16 protein-coding genes are annotated in these 15,040 nt (G+C 62.9%); 14 read left to right on the top strand and 2 right to left on the bottom strand.

Annotation, left to right across the window (positions count from 1 at the left end; all coding sequences use genetic code 11):
* Positions 1-111: 111 nt before the first annotated feature.
* From B4383_RS18180 to B4383_RS18140, 9 genes are all read left to right on the top strand, one after another.
* On the top strand, positions 112-687 hold the full coding sequence (locus tag B4383_RS18180) for a hypothetical protein (RefSeq protein ID WP_078292477.1): 576 nt from the start codon (positions 112-114) through the stop codon (positions 685-687).
* On the top strand, positions 672-1,448 hold the full coding sequence (locus B4383_RS18175) for an APH(3'') family aminoglycoside O-phosphotransferase (protein ID WP_078292476.1): 777 nt from the start codon (positions 672-674) through the stop codon (positions 1,446-1,448). Before B4383_RS18180 ends, B4383_RS18175 begins: the two co-directional genes overlap by 16 nt.
* A 46-nt stretch (positions 1,449-1,494) precedes the next feature.
* Complete coding sequence (locus B4383_RS18170; protein ID WP_078292475.1) at positions 1,495-1,851, top strand: metalloregulator ArsR/SmtB family transcription factor; 357 nt, start codon at positions 1,495-1,497, stop codon at positions 1,849-1,851.
* The gene (locus tag B4383_RS18165) at positions 1,848-2,486 is read left to right on the top strand and encodes an SRPBCC family protein (protein ID WP_078292474.1); all 639 of its coding nucleotides are present in this window, start codon (positions 1,848-1,850) and stop codon (positions 2,484-2,486) included. Before B4383_RS18170 ends, B4383_RS18165 begins: the two co-directional genes overlap by 4 nt.
* Before the next feature lie 36 nt (positions 2,487-2,522).
* Positions 2,523-3,038, top strand: a complete 516-nt coding sequence (locus B4383_RS18160) for a VOC family protein (RefSeq protein WP_078292473.1) — start codon at positions 2,523-2,525, stop codon at positions 3,036-3,038.
* Positions 3,035-4,498: an FAD-binding protein gene (locus B4383_RS18155; protein ID WP_078292472.1), complete on the top strand. Its 1,464-nt coding sequence runs from the start codon at positions 3,035-3,037 to the stop codon at positions 4,496-4,498. Before B4383_RS18160 ends, B4383_RS18155 begins: the two co-directional genes overlap by 4 nt.
* A gap of 123 nt (positions 4,499-4,621) precedes the next feature.
* Entirely contained in the window at positions 4,622-5,020 is a 399-nt protein-coding gene (locus tag B4383_RS18150) for a hypothetical protein (RefSeq protein ID WP_078292471.1), read from the top strand.
* A gap of 114 nt (positions 5,021-5,134) precedes the next feature.
* Entirely contained in the window at positions 5,135-6,502 is a 1,368-nt protein-coding gene (locus tag B4383_RS18145; protein ID WP_078292510.1) for an AarF/UbiB family protein, read from the top strand.
* A gap of 83 nt (positions 6,503-6,585) precedes the next feature.
* Positions 6,586-7,215 carry a TetR/AcrR family transcriptional regulator gene (locus B4383_RS18140; RefSeq protein ID WP_078292470.1) on the top strand — a complete coding sequence of 210 codons (630 nt, stop codon included), beginning with the start codon at positions 6,586-6,588 and terminating at the stop codon, positions 7,213-7,215.
* A gap of 1 nt (position 7,216) precedes the next feature.
* Here B4383_RS18140 and B4383_RS18135 read toward each other — a convergent pair whose 3' ends face one another.
* Complete coding sequence (locus B4383_RS18135) at positions 7,217-8,728, bottom strand: AarF/UbiB family protein (protein WP_078292469.1); 1,512 nt, start codon at positions 8,726-8,728, stop codon at positions 7,217-7,219.
* Between the two features lie 247 nt (positions 8,729-8,975).
* Here B4383_RS18135 and B4383_RS18130 point away from each other — a divergent pair, with 247 nt between their 5' ends.
* Both B4383_RS18130 and B4383_RS18125 read left to right on the top strand, forming a co-directional pair.
* Positions 8,976-9,452 carry an SRPBCC family protein gene (locus B4383_RS18130; RefSeq protein ID WP_078292468.1) on the top strand — a complete coding sequence of 159 codons (477 nt, stop codon included), beginning with the start codon at positions 8,976-8,978 and terminating at the stop codon, positions 9,450-9,452.
* Positions 9,453-9,510: 58 nt separating this feature from the next.
* Positions 9,511-10,785, top strand: coding sequence for an acyl-CoA dehydrogenase family protein (locus tag B4383_RS18125; protein ID WP_078292467.1), 1,275 nt, complete (start codon positions 9,511-9,513; stop codon positions 10,783-10,785).
* An 84-nt stretch (positions 10,786-10,869) separates the two neighbouring features.
* On the opposite strand, the gene B4383_RS18120 is transcribed toward B4383_RS18125, so the two are convergent.
* Complete coding sequence (locus B4383_RS18120; protein ID WP_078292466.1) at positions 10,870-11,073, bottom strand: hypothetical protein; 204 nt, start codon at positions 11,071-11,073, stop codon at positions 10,870-10,872.
* On the opposite strand from B4383_RS18120, the gene secA2 reads away from it, so the two are divergent.
* Genes secA2 through B4383_RS18105 form a run of 3 tightly spaced genes read left to right on the top strand, consistent with a single transcriptional unit; the run spans position 11,068 to position 15,024 of the window.
* Complete coding sequence (gene secA2 / locus B4383_RS18115) at positions 11,068-13,392, top strand: accessory Sec system translocase SecA2 (RefSeq protein WP_176126665.1); 2,325 nt, start codon at positions 11,068-11,070, stop codon at positions 13,390-13,392. The two genes, B4383_RS18120 and secA2, sit on opposite strands and share 6 nt — an antisense overlap.
* 56 nt (positions 13,393-13,448) lie before the next feature.
* Positions 13,449-14,078 (top strand): CDP-alcohol phosphatidyltransferase family protein, encoded by a 630-nt coding sequence (locus B4383_RS18110; protein ID WP_078292464.1) that lies wholly within the window; start codon positions 13,449-13,451, stop codon positions 14,076-14,078.
* Between the two features lies 1 nt (position 14,079).
* Positions 14,080-15,024 (top strand): DUF881 domain-containing protein, encoded by a 945-nt coding sequence (locus B4383_RS18105; RefSeq protein ID WP_078292463.1) that lies wholly within the window; start codon positions 14,080-14,082, stop codon positions 15,022-15,024.
* Positions 15,025-15,040 lie beyond the last annotated feature (16 nt).

Raw genomic sequence — 15,040 nt, 5'->3', positions numbered from 1 at the left:
TTGCTACTGATGCGACGATCGTTTCGATCGTCGGGCGTTCGGGGTTTCTGACACACGGACACCCCGACAGTTCACACTTCCGGCCCCGTCCATGAGACGGTATCTCTCACTATGGATAGCGAGGCAAGTGTCCACCAGTACCTCTCCTACGAGGAGTTCGGCAGGGCGTTCTTCGAGATAGCCGTCAGCGAAGCCCGGGTAAGGGCCGCGGTCGCGTCGATCGCCGGCGAGCCGTTCGAGGTTGGCCCCATGGCCCAAGGGCCTGGCAAAATCGCGAAGGTTACCGCGAAGGTTCAGATCTTGGACCCGATCGTCACCCGGAACGCCGGGGAAATCATCACCTTCGACATCCAGGTGCCGCTGGCCATCGATCTCTTGATCGACCTGAAACTCGACAAGAGCCGGTTCAACGTCGCGGGCAACATCAACCTCAAGGCGACCGCCCGCGCCGCCGCGCCGCTGCAGCTGATCATCGATGTTGCACCGCCCGGCCCCTCGGACATCACAGTCGATGTGTCCTCCACCACCATCCGCGGGGAGCTGCTACGCATCTTGGCGGGGGTTGACCAGCTCATCAGCCGGTTCATCGCCAAATACGTCGCCAACGAGGTCGACAACCCCAAGGCCATGGCGGCCCGCACGATCGATGTCGCACACCGGCTCGATTCGGCCTGGACGGGCGTTTAATCGATCTCTCGGCCTGGGTACCCGTCACTACGGGGGAGTCCGGAGCCTTGGTCTACCGGTCGCCCGATCGCTCGCGCTACGCGAAAGTGGGCGGCGACGACCTCGAGGGCGAGCGCGATCGCATCGAATGGCTTAGCACTCAAGATGTCCCGTGCCCGACCGTTCTTGAATGGACAACAGGGCCCGGCGGTCCGCTGTTGGTCACCTCGGCGGTCGAGGGTGTACCCGCCGATCAGCTCCACCCGGAGGAACTGCACGGGGCGTGGTCTGCCATCGCCGACGTGGTGCGGCGGCTGCACGCAATACCGACAGCAGACTGTCCCTTCACGCGGGATCTCGCCGCCACCATGGCGCTGGCGCGCGACGTGGTGGCCCGCGACGCCGTCAACGCGGACTTCCTGCCCGACCGGGACCGCGAGATTCCCGCGGCCGAGCTCCTGGCCCGCGTCACCGCCGAGCTTCCTGAACGCCTCACCCAGGAACCCGGCGCCCTAGTCGTGTGCCACGGCGACCTGTGCCTGCCGAACATCCTCATCGTTCCGGGCGATTTCACGGTGGCCGGATTCATCGATCTCGGCAGGCTTGGGCTGGCTGACCGACATGCCGATCTCGCACTGCTCTTCGCCAATTCCCGCGAGACCTGGTCCGAAGACACTCGCGCGGGCACGGTGCACGCACGGTTCCTGGACAGCTACGGAACACCTACGGACCCCGGTCGATTGGAATTCTACCTACAGCTCGACCCACTCACCTGGGGCTAGTATTTCATCCTTGACTTATATAAGTGTGTTCTTCTAATATCGCGGTGTGCACGCCTTCGACATACTCGGAGACGCGGTGCGCCGCCGCATTCTGGAGCTGATTCACGCGGGGGAGATGACCTCCGGTGCCGTCGCCGAGGTAATCCGCTCAGAATTCGCGATCAGCCAGCCGGCCGTCTCACAACACCTGAAGGTACTGCGCGACAACGGATTCGCAACAGTTCGTATCGAGGGAACCCGCCGTCTCTACAGCGTGGACACCGCACCGCTGCGCGAGGTGGATCGCTGGCTGGACACCTTTCGCCGCAACTGGACTCCACATCTGGATGCGCTCGGCACCGAAATCGCTCGCGGCAAGCGTCGACGCCGCACAACCAACACGCACAAGGAGAATGCCTCGTGATAGATGTCGAACACCAGCTCAACGCCGTCCGCCGTACCGTCGGCACCACGACATTCGAGGCGCGCGCGGCACGCATCGTGACTGTCAGTCAGACCTACGGCACCGATGCCGAGGACCTGTGGGATGCCTGTACCAATATCGAACGCATCCCGCGCTGGTTCCTGCCGATCACCGGGGACCTGCGCCTGGGGGGTCATTACTCCTTGGAGGGCAACGCATCTGGAACAGTGCTAGCGTGCGACGCACCTCATTCGTTCAGCGCATCCTGGGAAGCCATGGGAGTCACCAGCTGGATAGAGGTGATGATCACGCCCGAGTCCGGCGATCGGGCCACCTTCACGCTGGAACACGTCTCCGACATCAACGACGATGATGAGCACTGGCTGCAGTTCGGCCCCGGAGCTGTCGGAGTCGGTTGGGATTCCGGGCTTCTCGGCCTGGCCGGATACATCGCGTCGCCCAACGATCGGATAACTCCCGAGGAGGGAGCGGCGTGGGCGGCCGGCGATGAGGGGCGTGCGTTCATGACCGGATCCAGCGAGCGGTGGTACGCCGCGGCCGTCGCCTCCGGCATGGACGCAGCGCAGGCCCGAAGCATGGCCGATCGCACCACACAGGCCTATACGGCGGGCTGAGGTAGCCCACGTCACAGCGGACGCTACTATCGGCCCATGACCACATCGGCAATGCCGCCGGATGTATCGGGATTTGGACATGTCACCCAAATTGCTTGGGTTACTGATGATCTCGATGCGACGGAGAGCATGCTCAGCACCGTATTCGGGGTCAAAAAATGGACACGGATTCCAGATGTGCGTTTCGGTCCGGACACGTGCACCTATCGCGGCGCACCGGCCGATTTCACCGCGACCATCGCGCTGAGCTATCTGGATGACATGCAGCTCGAGCTGGTCCTCCCGGTCAGCGGGACGAGTATCTACACCGAGTTTCTGGAACGCCATCCCGCGGGACTGCACCACGTCTGCCTGGAGCCAGCCGACCTCGACGCGGCGCTCGCTCACGCCGCGACACGCGGCATGGAAGTGGTACAGGACGGCGTGATGCCCGGTGGCATGCGATTTGCCTACCTATCGGCACCCGCGGCCGCCTTGCCATACATGGAACTGGCCTTCGTCCCGCCCGAAATCCGGGCGTTCTACGACTACATCAAGAGTGAGCAGGCATGACTGTAGCGATACCGGAAACCGTAGCGGTCCAGAACATCACGGAGTGGTCTGACGAGGTAGAAGTGCTCGTCATCGGCTTTGGCATGGGCGGTGGATGCGCGGCCGTCGCGGCCGCCGAGGCCGGTGCGCGGGTGCTCGCGCTCGAACGTGCCGCCTCCGCGGGCGGAACCACCGCGATGGCTGGCGGGCACTTTTACCTGGGCGGCGGCACGGCCGTTCAAGAGGCCACCGGACACGCCGACAGCGCCGACGAGATGTACAAGTACCTGATGGCGGTATCGCCGGATCCTGATCCGGAGAAGATCCGACTGTACTGCGACGGGAGCGTCGAGCATTTCAATTGGCTTGAGGCACTGGGTTTTCAGTTCGAACGCAGCTTCTACCCGGAAAAGGCTGTTATCCAGCCCAATACCGAGGGGCTGATGTTCACGGGAAACGAGCTGGTGTGGCCCTACCGCGACGAAGCGGTGCCCGCGCCGCGCGGGCATAAGGTCCCCAAACCGGGCGACACCGGTGGTGCGGGCATGGTCGTGGACCTGCTCGCCCAGCGTGCCGGCGAACTCGGCGTGCCCATTCGTTACGAGACCGGCGCCACGGGGCTCATCCTCGATGAGGCGGGCGCGGTCGTGGGCGCCACCTGGAAGCATTTCGCCGAAACCGGTGCGATACGGGCCAAGTCGGTGATCATCGCGGCGGGAGGATTCGTGATGAACCCCGCTATGGTGGCCGAGTACACGCCCAAGCTCGCCGAGAAACCGTTCGTACTCGGTAGCACTTACGACGACGGGCTGGGCATCAGACTCGGGGTCTCCGCGGGCGCCGATACCCGCAACATGAACCAGATCTTCGTAACGGCTCCGGTCTACCCTCCCTCAGGCCTACTCACTGGAATCATCGTCAACAAGAACGGTGAACGGTTTGTCGCCGAGGACTCCTACCATTCCCGGACCTCCGGATTCGTGATGGACCAGCCCGACAGTGCGGCATACCTGATCATCGATTCCGAACACATGGATCGACCGACGCTGCCGTTGACGCCATTCATCGACGGATGGGAGACCATCGCGGAAATGGAAGCGGCGCTGGGCATCCCGGCGGGAAATCTGGAGAAGACCTTGCAGCGGTACAACGAGCATGCCGACAGGGGAGAGGACCCGGACTTCCACAAACACCCGAAATACCTTGCCGCGCAGGGAACCGGCCCCTGGGGCGCGTTCGACCTGACCCTTGGCAAGGCGATTTATGCCGGGTTCACACTCGGCGGTCTTCGTACAGACGCGGACGGCCGTGTACTCACCGCGGCCGGTGAGCCGATCGCGGGTCTCTACGCTGCGGGCGCCAGCGCGTCGAACATTGCTCAGGACGGCAAGGGTTACAGCAGCGGAACCAGGCTCGGCGAAGCCTCATTCTTCGGACGACGAGCGGGTTCGCACGCGTCAGCGCGGGTATCTGCCCATTGAGCAGATGCGGCATGGCTATGTGAGCCCGGTCACAAAAGTGCATCAAACGGCCGCTCAGCGGGGTAGCCGGTGGGCGACCGCGAACCCGTCACTTAGGCTGAGCGCAACGGAAAGGTGACTCCAATGGCGGAGGTCTATACCGGTAACGGGAATCGGCCCGCGCCGGCCCGCAAGATCCGCAAGCTGGCCAACGTCGCGCTCAACATCGACGGCACCGTCGGACACATCGAATCGATGGCCGTCGAGGTGCACGACCTCACCGACCGAGTGGGTTCAATGCTCGACCACCTTGACTCCAGCCTGGAGCGGCTGGACGACTCCCTGGACTCGCTTAACCTCACCTTGAACGATCTCGCCAAGACCACCTCGACCCTGGCTAACACGATGACGAGTCTTGAGACCCTCATCGACGTCGTCAACCCGCTCATTCGCGTACTCAAGGTCGCGCTTTACCCCACGAAGATCGTGCTGGACTTCGCCGACGGCCGGATCGCCCAGGTCGAACGCGCCCTGAACCGCTAGGCCCTTCCTCGTTCGTCATCGCTCGACACTCCTGGCATTTGATTAACATACATACCGGTTTGTCGGTAATGTCTCACCGATAGCGACGATGAGGTGAGAATGAAGGGAGTCGCGGTGAGCGATACATCCGATCAGCCACGGCGGCCCCGGAAGCTTGATCCGGTTTCCGCCGAGATTCAGTTCGATCGACTGGCTGCGACGGCGGGACAGCTCCTCAAAGCCGGATCACGCATCCTGAGCCAACGCCCCACGGAGCGCGACCTGCGTCAGGTCGTCGCCAAGGAAATGCGCCGGTCCTTTGCCGAACTCGGCCCCGCCTACGTCAAGTTCGGACAGCTCATCGCGTCATCTCCGGGGATGTTTCCCGAAGACCTCTCCGCGGAGTTTCGGTCGCTGCTCGATCAGGTGCCGCCGGCGAATCCACAGACCATCCGTTCCATGCTTACCGCCGAGCTCGGCGCACAACCCGAGGATGTATTCGCCTCATTCGATGAGGTTCCGTTCGCTTCAGCGTCGATCGCTCAGGTACACAAGGCAACGCTGAGGGACGGCACCGCGGTCGTCGTCAAGATCCAGCGCCCCGCGATCCGCACCCGACTCGCCGCCGATCTGCAGATCCTCAAACAAATCGCTCGTGGTCTGGAACTCACCGAGATGGGCCGGATGTCGAACATCTACGAGGTGATGCAAGATTTCGAGGCCAACCTCGCGGAGGAACTCGATTTCACCCTGGAAGCACAGGCCATGCGTGACTGGACCGCTGGCCTTGCCGGCTCCAAGTACGCTCCGAAAGTGCGTGTACCTCAGCTCTATTCGGAGCTATGCACCGAAAAAGTACTCACCATGGAGTATGTCGAGGGCATCCGGATCGACAACGCGGATGAGATCCGCGCGGCCGGATTCGATGGCCCGGAAGTGGTCAAGACCCTCATGCTTACTCTTTTCGACTCGGCGTTCGCCGCGGGCACCTTCCATGGCGATCTGCACGCCGGCAATCTGATGGTGGACCCAGAGGGTCGAATCGTATTCCTGGACTTTGGAATTGTCGGCCGTCTCGATCAGCGGACCCGCAAAACGTTGCGCGAGCTGATCGGCGCACTCATCATCGAACCCGATGATGAGGCGGCCGCGCGAACACTGATCAAACTGGGCGCCATCGACCCCGGTGCCGACCCCGCCAAGGTAGCCGCATCGCTACGAAAAGTGACCCGCCCCATGGGCACCTCATTGGGCAAGATCTCCTACGGCACGATCGGTCGACAGCTCACCGCATTGGGTCGCGAGCACGACGCCATCCTTCCCAAGGAATTCATCCTGGTGGGCAAGCAACTACTCTACGTTGAGCGATACACCAAACTGCTTGCGCCTGAATGGCAGCCGGTGGGCGACCCGGAAATCCTCACTTACTTCGGCGCCTTGATATCGGAGTACCAGCAGGCCAGGGAAGGGATCAAGGACAGCAAGGGCGGGCCCGAAGAATGACACGCACCGCTGGCAGTCCAGCTCGGTCGACCGCCCGCAATCATCGCTCCGGGCGAAGGACCCAGGAGGAACGCAGCGCCGCCATGCGCAGCAGGCTCCTTGATGCCACCGTGGACTGCCTCGTCAATTACGGATACGCGGGCACGACGACCACCCGTGTGGCACAACGCGCCGGCGTCACCCGCGGCGCACTAGTGCACCATTTCCAGTCAAAATCCGAACTTCTTGGAGAATCGGTGCGGCACTTGGCGTTCAAACAGGGCCAGGAAATTCTCTCCGAGCTCATAGCACTGGACCGCGAGAGCGACACCGATTTCATCAGCCGCTGCCTGGATGCGCTCTGGAGGATGCATCAGGGGTCGATGTTCGTCGCAACCATGGAGCTGTGGATCGCCGCACGCACCGATCCCGAACTGTCCGCGCAGATGGACCAGTTTGAATTCATTGTTATGCAACAATTCTCGACGCTGGGCCAGTCGGTGAGCCAGACCGCCGAGGAGTTGCGTGTCATTCGCAACATCACGCTCACCGCGATGGACGCTGTTCGCGGAATCTTGGTCAACAGCATGACGGCACCGCAGGAAGTTCGCGATCAACGTTGGGGACGCGCCAAGGCGATGCTGCTGAACATCGTCGAGTCACCGACGGTCGGTGCGCCAATCGACTCGGCGCTGCGCACAATAGACCCCGGAAAGCTCAGTCTTTCCGACTGATCTACTTCGACTCTCGCGCTGCCGCTTCCTCCATGCGTGCCTGCTCGGCCTGGATGACCATGTTCCCGAAGTATCCGATGAACGACGGATCCGAAAGCAGGGCCCAGTCCGGCGCCAGCAGCTTCATATAGCGCTCCACGTACAGAAGTTGCTTGGAGATCAGCACCAGCTCGCGCGGAAGCCGCACATCGTATTCCTTGGCCATCACCGCCAGCTGCTTGCCGAGCTGGCCGTACGAGATTGCCGAAAGCTTCGCCTGCTGTAGGGGATTGGTGAAATCGGAGATCGTCTTGGCGGCAGTCGTGGAGTCGACGGCCTTACCCCGATCTCCGATCGCGCCGAGCTTGTAGATACCGCGACTAACCGCAGCGTGATCATTCTTGACAAACAGGTCGACCATGATCTCGGTGAAGATCTTGCGGCTGCGTTCATCGATACGCCCGACGATCCCGAAGTCCAGGAACACGATTCGTCCGTTCGAGTCCACCAGCAGGTTGCCCGCGTGCAGATCACCGTGGAAGAGTCCCTTGTGAAATCCGGTCTCGAACAGTGAATAGACGATGGCCTTGACTAATCCGACCCCGTCGAATCCGGCCGCGGAAAGCTCGCCGACGTTGTCGATCCGGATGCCTTCGACATATTCCATCGTCAGTACACGTTCGGTGGTGTACTCCCAGAACACCTTGGGAACGCGCACCTTATCGCCGTACTCGGTGTCCGCAAGGCTCGCAATCCACTGCTCCATCGCGTGCCCCTCGGCCGCGAAATCAAGTTCCTCGTTGAGGTTCTGCTCAAAGTCCTCAACAATCTCGGGCGCATTGCTCGCGCGTCCCAGATCGGTCTTGACGATCAAACGGGCGAGACGCCCGATGATCCGAACGTCGGCGGCCAACCTGGTGCGGATCTTCGGCCGCTGAATCTTCACCACCACCCGCTCACCCGACTTGAGCGTCGCGTGGTGGACCTGAGCGATAGACGCAGAGGCAAACGGATGGTCATCGAATGTCGCGAATATTGTTGCGGGATCAGCACCCAACTGATTACGCAGCGATTGGCGAATCAACTCCGGGGGCGCGGGCGGAACTCTGTCGAGAAGCGTGCGGAACTCATTGGACAACGTTTCCGGGAACACACCGGGGGATGACGCGATGAGCTGGCCGAGCTTCACATAGGTGGGGCCCATGAGTGCGAAGGTGCGGCGCAGCTCATGTGCGGCGCGTACTTCAAGTGTTCTTCCGCGCCGGGGTTTCGTCAGCAGGCGCGCTCCCGATCCAGCGAGCCGGGCGACAACGACGCCAAACCTCCCGGCCTCCACGCGAAATGGCGGAGGATTCAGTCTGACCCGCGGGCGGGTGATCTCGATATCGATCGCCCCGCTCTTCGGCGGCGAATTCACCGCCGCGGCCGGTGGTTCCGAGGTAGATTCCGGGACGACGGGCTGTTGTCTCCCGTTCTCGGACATTCCGGCAGCGAGGGGCGCCGCGTCGTTGCCCGCGCCCTCGGGGGTGGTCATGAGCGCCACTGTAATACATACGGGCACAGTTGTATGTAACGTGCGCTGGGCTACCGATCGGTAGCCCACGAATCAGATTCAGGTGCCCACAGGCCTGTCGGTATTTGACCGTCGTACACGTGCATTTAGTCAGCCCGCCGTGTGAGATCTGCGGTAATTGCATCTTACATACAAGAGGGTATGTATGTTACGTTCGGAACTGTTGGCATCATCCGTGCCAGACCACTGACAAAGGAGTCTTTCGCCCATGTCCGAGCTGCACTCCAGCATTGATCTCCCGTACAGCATCGACAAGCTCTGGTCCGTGTTGCCGGACCTCAACAAATACGACGAGTGGATGACCATCCACACCGGATTCAAGGGCGATGTCCCCGCAATCGAGGACATCAAGGTCGGCACCAAGTTCTCCGAAATCGTCACCCTGATGGGCATGGCCAACACGGTCGAATGGACCGTGCAGGAGTTCACCCCTGCCGACGAGGTGCTGTCTGCCAAGAAGGGTGCCTTCAAGCTGGGCGGCACGGGCATGGCCGGCGTCGAGGCCATCATCAAGTCAAGCGTCGAGGAAATCGACGCGGACAACACCAGAGTGAACGTGGACTCGTCCTTCACCGGGCAGATGCTCACCGGAGCGATCGGCACGGCCATCGACAAGGCAGTGCAGGAGGAGCTCGAAAACTCCGTCTCCCGACTCAAGGAATTGCTGGCCAAGGAGCTCGGCTAACAAGCCGCTGTGCCGGGCCCACTGATGTCGATCACTTTCACTGAAGAAAGCAGGACACATGCTCGACTGGTCACCGATTGACCTTGCGGTGCGTGACGCCGTGCGCCAGTTCATCGACAAGGAGGTCAGACCTCACGTCGACGCACTGGAGTCCGGCGAGATGGAGCCGTACCCCATCATCCGGAAGATGTTCGCCACCTTTGGTATCGACGCTCTCGCCAAAGAGGCGCTGCAGAAGCAGATCGAGAAGAAGAAGACCCGGGAGGCCGCACTAGCGGCCGGGGAAGCGCTGGAGGACTCCAAGAAGTCCGATGGCGGGGGAGTCATGGGGCTCGCCGGCGGGTCGGCCGGCATGGGATTCGTTCTCACCAGTGAAATCTCACGCGTCTGTATGGGTTTGGTGACGGGCATGGGCGTGAGCATGGGTCTAACCGTGCCGACGATCGCCTCCCGCGGCACCGCCGCACAGATGGAGCGGTGGCTGCCCGAGCTGGTCACCTACGAGAAGGTGGGCGCGTGGGCCATCACCGAGCCCGATTCGGGCTCTGATGCGTTCGGCGGAATGAAGACATATGTCACGCGCGACGGCGAGGACTACATCCTCAACGGGCAGAAGACTTTCATCACCAACGGGCCCGATGCCGACGTCGTCGTCGTCTACGCCAAGCTGGACGAAAAGGACCCGTCGGTCGACAAGCGCGACCGCACGGTGCTGACCTTCGTCCTCGACAAGGGCATGGAGGGCTTTGTGCAGTCAAAGCCGTTCCGCAAGATGGGTATCCACAGCTCACGCACCGGGCAACTGTTCTTCGAGAACGTCCGTCTCGGCAGGGACCGGCTCCTGGGCGAGTCGGAGACCAACGACCAGGGCGATGGGCGCGATAGTGCCCGGGCCAACTTCTCGATGGAACGCATCGGGGTGGCGGCGCTCGCTCTCGGCGTCATCGAGGAGTGCCTGCGGCTCTCGCTGGACTACGCCAGGACACGCACCCTGTGGGGCAAGGAAATCGCCCAGTTCCAGCTGATCCAGCTCAAGCTGGCGAAGATGGAAGTGGCCCGGCTCAACGTGCGGAACATGTTGTTCCACGCCATCGAGAGCCTGTCGGAGAACAAGACGCCCTCGCTGGCGGAGGCCTCGGCCATCAAGCTCTACTGTTCGGAGGCCGCCACAGACGTCGCGATGGACGCCGTGCAGCTCTTCGGCGGCAACGGCTACATGACGGAGTACCGGGTCGAACAGCTCGCGCGCGACGCCAAGTCGCTCATGATCTACGCCGGCAGCAACGAAGTTCAGGTCACCCATATCGCCAAGGGCCTGCTGGCAGGCAACTAGCCTGGTAGCCCGCTTGACACCCGAGCGCCCACATCGGCGGGCAGGCGATGCGGGCGCGCCTATTCACGAGGATCTGGCGGAGTGCTAGGCCCTGGCCGGGCGGCTGTACTCCGCCAGACCCGTGCTGCGCACCTCGAGGTGCACGTCGGGGCGCCACGATGCGGCCACGGCAGCGCCATCTCTGGCCGGCCCGACCTCCAGCTCGATATTTCGGGCGGCAGCCGATTCGGTGACCGTCGAGTTCGCGGCACCGACGGCACTCCTAGCTCCCTGACGTACCGTGTGCATGTGCGCAAGTCGAACACCGCCTCACGGTTCACCGGGAAGTTCTGGAAGCTCCTCGGTGCCGCCACCGACAAGAACCAGAGCCAGTCGCTGGACCTCGTGGACGCCTCGAAGAAGTACGACGAGAAAGCCAAGGACCTCACCGACGAGCAGCTCACCAAGGCGGCCAAGAAGCTCGACCTCGCCGAGGGCATCGAATCCAAGGACATCGGCCAGTTCCTCGCGATCGTCCGTGAGGCCGCCGAACGCACTATCGAAGAGCGACCGTTCGACGTTCAGCTGCTGGGCGCATTGCGCATGCTCGACGGCGACGTCATCGAAATGGCGACCGGCGAGGGCAAGACCCTCACCGGTGCGATCACCGCCGCCGCCTACGCGCTCGGCGGGCGCAGTGTGCACGTCATCTCGGTCAATGACTACCTGGCCCGACGCGACGCCGAATGGATGGGGCCGTTCCTGGAGCGCCTCGGGCTCACGGTCGGATGGATCACCGAGGAATCCACCGCCGACGAACGTCGGAAGGCCTACGCCTGTGACGTCACCTACGGCTCAGTCAACGAAATCGGCTTCGACGTGCTTCGCGACCAGTTGGCGATCGACGTCGACGACCTGGTGTCACCGAGCCCCGACGTCGCGGTTGTCGACGAGGCCGACTCGGTACTGGTCGACGAGGCCCTGGTGCCGCTGGTACTGGCCGGCACCAGCCACCGCGAAGCCCCGAGCTCCGAGGTCATCGAAGCGGTACGCGAGCTGACCGCCGGAGAGGACTACGAGGCCGATAACGATCGCCGCAACATCTTCCTGACCGATACCGGCGCCCGGAGGCTGGAGAAGCGCCTGGGGAACATCGACCTCTACTCCGAGCAGAATGTCGGGACAACCCTCACCGAGGTCAACGTCGCCCTGCACGCCCACGTTCTTCTGGAGCGCGACGTGCACTACATCGTGCGCGATGGCGCCGTGCACCTCATCAACTCCTCACGCGGTCGCATCGCGGCCCTGCAGCGCTGGCCCGATGGCTTACAGGCCGCGGTCGAAGCTAAGGAAGGCATCGAAACCACTGACACCGGTGAGGTTCTCGACACCATTACCGTGCAGGCCCTCATCAACAGGTACCCGCGCGTATGCGGCATGACCGGTACGGCGCTCGCAGCAGGCGAACAGCTTCGGCAGTTCTACAAGCTGGGCGTCTCACCGATCCCGTCCAACACCCCAAACATTCGCGAGGACCAGCCCGACCGCGTGTACATCACCGAGGCGAGCAAGAACGACGCCATCGTCGCGCATATCGCCGAGATTCACGCCACCGGCCAGCCGGTGCTCGTCGGCACGCACGATGTCGCCGAATCTGAGGCGCTGCACCACCGCTTGGTGCGTTCGGGTGTTCCCGCCGTCGTGCTGAACGCTAAGAACGACGCCGAGGAGGCCCGCGTCATCGCCGAGGCCGGAGCGCTCAAGACCGTCACGGTATCCACTCAGATGGCCGGCCGCGGTACCGATATCCGGCTGGGCGGTTCCGAGGAGACCGACTACGACGCCGTCGTGGAAGTTGGTGGGTTGCATGTCGTCGGTACCGGACGACACCGCACCGAACGGCTCGACAACCAGCTGCGCGGACGCGCGGGGCGCCAGGGTGACCCGGGTTCGTCGGTCTTCTTTTCCAGCTGGGAGGACGAGGTTGTTGTGGCATACCTTGATTCGGCCAAGCTCCCTACCGAGACCGATGACGACGGACAGATCGTCAGCACCAAGGCCGGCGGTCTGCTCGACCACGCCCAGCGGGTCGCCGAGGGCGCGATGCTCGATCTGCATGCCAACACCTGGCGTTACAACCAGCTGATCGCCCAGCAGCGTGCCATCATCTCGGACCGTCGCGACACCCTGCTGCGCACCGATACCGCCCGCAAAGAGCTCAAGGAGCGTTCCGCTGAGCGCTATGACGAACTGGCGGAGGAACTTTCCGAAGAGCGGCTGGAGCGCATCTCGCGGCAGATCATGCTCTATCACCTTGACCGTGGTTGGGCGGACCACCTGGCCTACCTCTCGGACGTACGAGAGAGCATCCACCTGCGTGCGCTCGGGCGGCAGAATCCGATCGACGAGTTCCACCGGCTCGCCGTGGACGCCTTCGCCTCACTGGCGGCCGACGCCGTGGAGGCCGCACAGCAGACCTTCGAAACCGCGAATCTGGTTGACGAGGAACAGGGATTGGATCTATCGAAGCTTGCCCGGCCGACCTCGACGTGGACGTACATGATCCACGACGACCCGCGCAAGAACGACAGCCTCTCGATTCTGAACCTGCCGGGCGTCTTCAGCTGACGACAAGCCGCCTGGTTACGTGGGGTATCGCTCCGCGAATATGAGAGGCTGGCCGGATGGGAACCGATGAGCCGCTTGCGCGAAGAGCTTCAGCTCCCAATGAGCCGCCTCCCGGAGATGACCGGATACTGACGGTCCCCAACGTGCTGAGCGTTATTCGGCTCGCGTTCATCCCGTTGTTCCTGTACCTGCTGCTGGTGAAGCACGCCGACGGCTGGGCTGTCGCCATTCTGATGCTGAGCGGCTTCACCGACTGGGCCGACGGCAAGATTGCCCGGCTGATGAATCAGTCGTCACACCTGGGCACGCTCCTGGACCCGGCCGCCGACCGGCTGTACATGGTGACCACCCCGATCGCGTTCGCCATCCGGGACATCGTGCCGTGGTGGATCGTCCTCACTCTGCTGGCCCGCGACCTGATTCTCACCCTTGGACTGCCCATCGTGCGCCGCCGTGGAATCGAGGCGTTGCCGGTCATCTACATCGGCAAGGCCGCGACCTTCGCATTGATGTCGGCGTTCCCCCTGATCCTCATCGGCGAATGGGACTCGCTGTGGGGCAGGATAATCGGCCCCTGCGGCTGGGCGTTCCTGATCTGGGGGCTGGGCATGTACCTGTGGACGTTCGTGCTCTACATCGCACAAATAGTGATGGTGGTCCGGCAGCTGCCGAAGGTCAGCACCTGACATGAGTACCGACGATCCGATACATGGCAATGGGCCACATCTCATGGGTGGTTTTGAACCCGAGGAAGGCCTGGGCCATCACAGTGCGAACCGGCCCAAGCGTAATCCGGTGCCGTCGCTCTTGCGCACCCTGCTCTCCGATCACCTCGACGCCGGATACACCGAGGCGGCCGCCGCACACCGCGACGGGGCCGCGCCGCGCTCACGCCTGGCTGAATGGGGTTGGCAGGCAGTCGCTGCCATCGCGATCGCCGCCGTCTTCGCGGCGGCCGTCGCGCAGACCACCCGCATAGCGCCCGGCGTCATACAGGAGAAGCAGGGACTGCTGGCAAGTATCCGCAGTGAACAGCGCGATTCGGGAGCACTGGAGTCAACCCGCGATCAGTTGTCAGCAGAGGTGGCCGGCGCCCGGCGCAGCCAACTGGAAGGCAACGAGCAGGGCAAGGAGCTGCTGAATCGGTTGGACCAGTTGGGTCTTGCGGCGGCAAGCACCCCGGTGCGTGGACCCGCGCTGATCGTCATGTTGGCCGACCCGGGCAGCACCGGCGATCTTTCGGACGTCTCGAAGGAACGTATCCCGCGCAGCCAACAAGTTATTCTCGACCGCGACATGCAACTCGTCGTGAACTCGCTGTGGACCAGTGGTGCAGAGGCGATTTCGGTCTCGGACGTTCGCATCGGCCCCAACGTGACGATGCGTCAGGCCGGGGGAGCGATCCTGGTCGACAACCAGCCCATCAGCTCGCCGTACCGCATCGTCGCCATCGGCCCCGCTAACACGATGAAGTCCTCGTTCGAGCGCAGTCCGGGCATGGCCAGGATGCGGCTTCTCCAGAAGTCCTATGGCATCCGGCTCACCCTGGGCACCCAGGAGAACGTCCAGCTAGCCCCGGCGGTTAATCGGGACGTGAAGTACGCCAAGGAAATTCCAGTAGGAGCCCGATGAAATGACCCGGACCGTG

Origin of the sequence: Mycobacterium sp. D16R24 (assembly GCF_002013385.1) — a bacterium.
In the GTDB taxonomy this organism is placed as follows: domain Bacteria; phylum Actinomycetota; class Actinomycetes; order Mycobacteriales; family Mycobacteriaceae; genus Mycobacterium.
This window is presented reverse-complemented; position numbering and strand designations above follow the sequence as displayed.

Coding starts and splice junctions, on each gene's coding strand:
- B4383_RS18130 (WP_078292468.1), top strand. CDS start 8,976: ATGTCCGAGCTGCACTCCAGCATTGATCTCCCGTACAGCATCGACAAG.
- B4383_RS18155 (WP_078292472.1), top strand. CDS start 3,035: ATGACTGTAGCGATACCGGAAACCGTAGCGGTCCAGAACATCACGGAG.
- B4383_RS18140 (WP_078292470.1), top strand. CDS start 6,586: ATGCGCAGCAGGCTCCTTGATGCCACCGTGGACTGCCTCGTCAATTAC.
- B4383_RS18125 (WP_078292467.1), top strand. CDS start 9,511: ATGCTCGACTGGTCACCGATTGACCTTGCGGTGCGTGACGCCGTGCGC.
- B4383_RS18150 (WP_078292471.1), top strand. CDS start 4,622: ATGGCGGAGGTCTATACCGGTAACGGGAATCGGCCCGCGCCGGCCCGC.
- B4383_RS18105 (WP_078292463.1), top strand. CDS start 14,080: ATGAGTACCGACGATCCGATACATGGCAATGGGCCACATCTCATGGGT.
- B4383_RS18160 (WP_078292473.1), top strand. CDS start 2,523: ATGACCACATCGGCAATGCCGCCGGATGTATCGGGATTTGGACATGTC.
- B4383_RS18180 (WP_078292477.1), top strand. CDS start 112: ATGGATAGCGAGGCAAGTGTCCACCAGTACCTCTCCTACGAGGAGTTC.
- B4383_RS18110 (WP_078292464.1), top strand. CDS start 13,449: ATGGGAACCGATGAGCCGCTTGCGCGAAGAGCTTCAGCTCCCAATGAG.
- B4383_RS18120 (WP_078292466.1), bottom strand. CDS start 11,073: ATGCACACGGTACGTCAGGGAGCTAGGAGTGCCGTCGGTGCCGCGAAC.
- B4383_RS18135 (WP_078292469.1), bottom strand. CDS start 8,728: ATGACCACCCCCGAGGGCGCGGGCAACGACGCGGCGCCCCTCGCTGCC.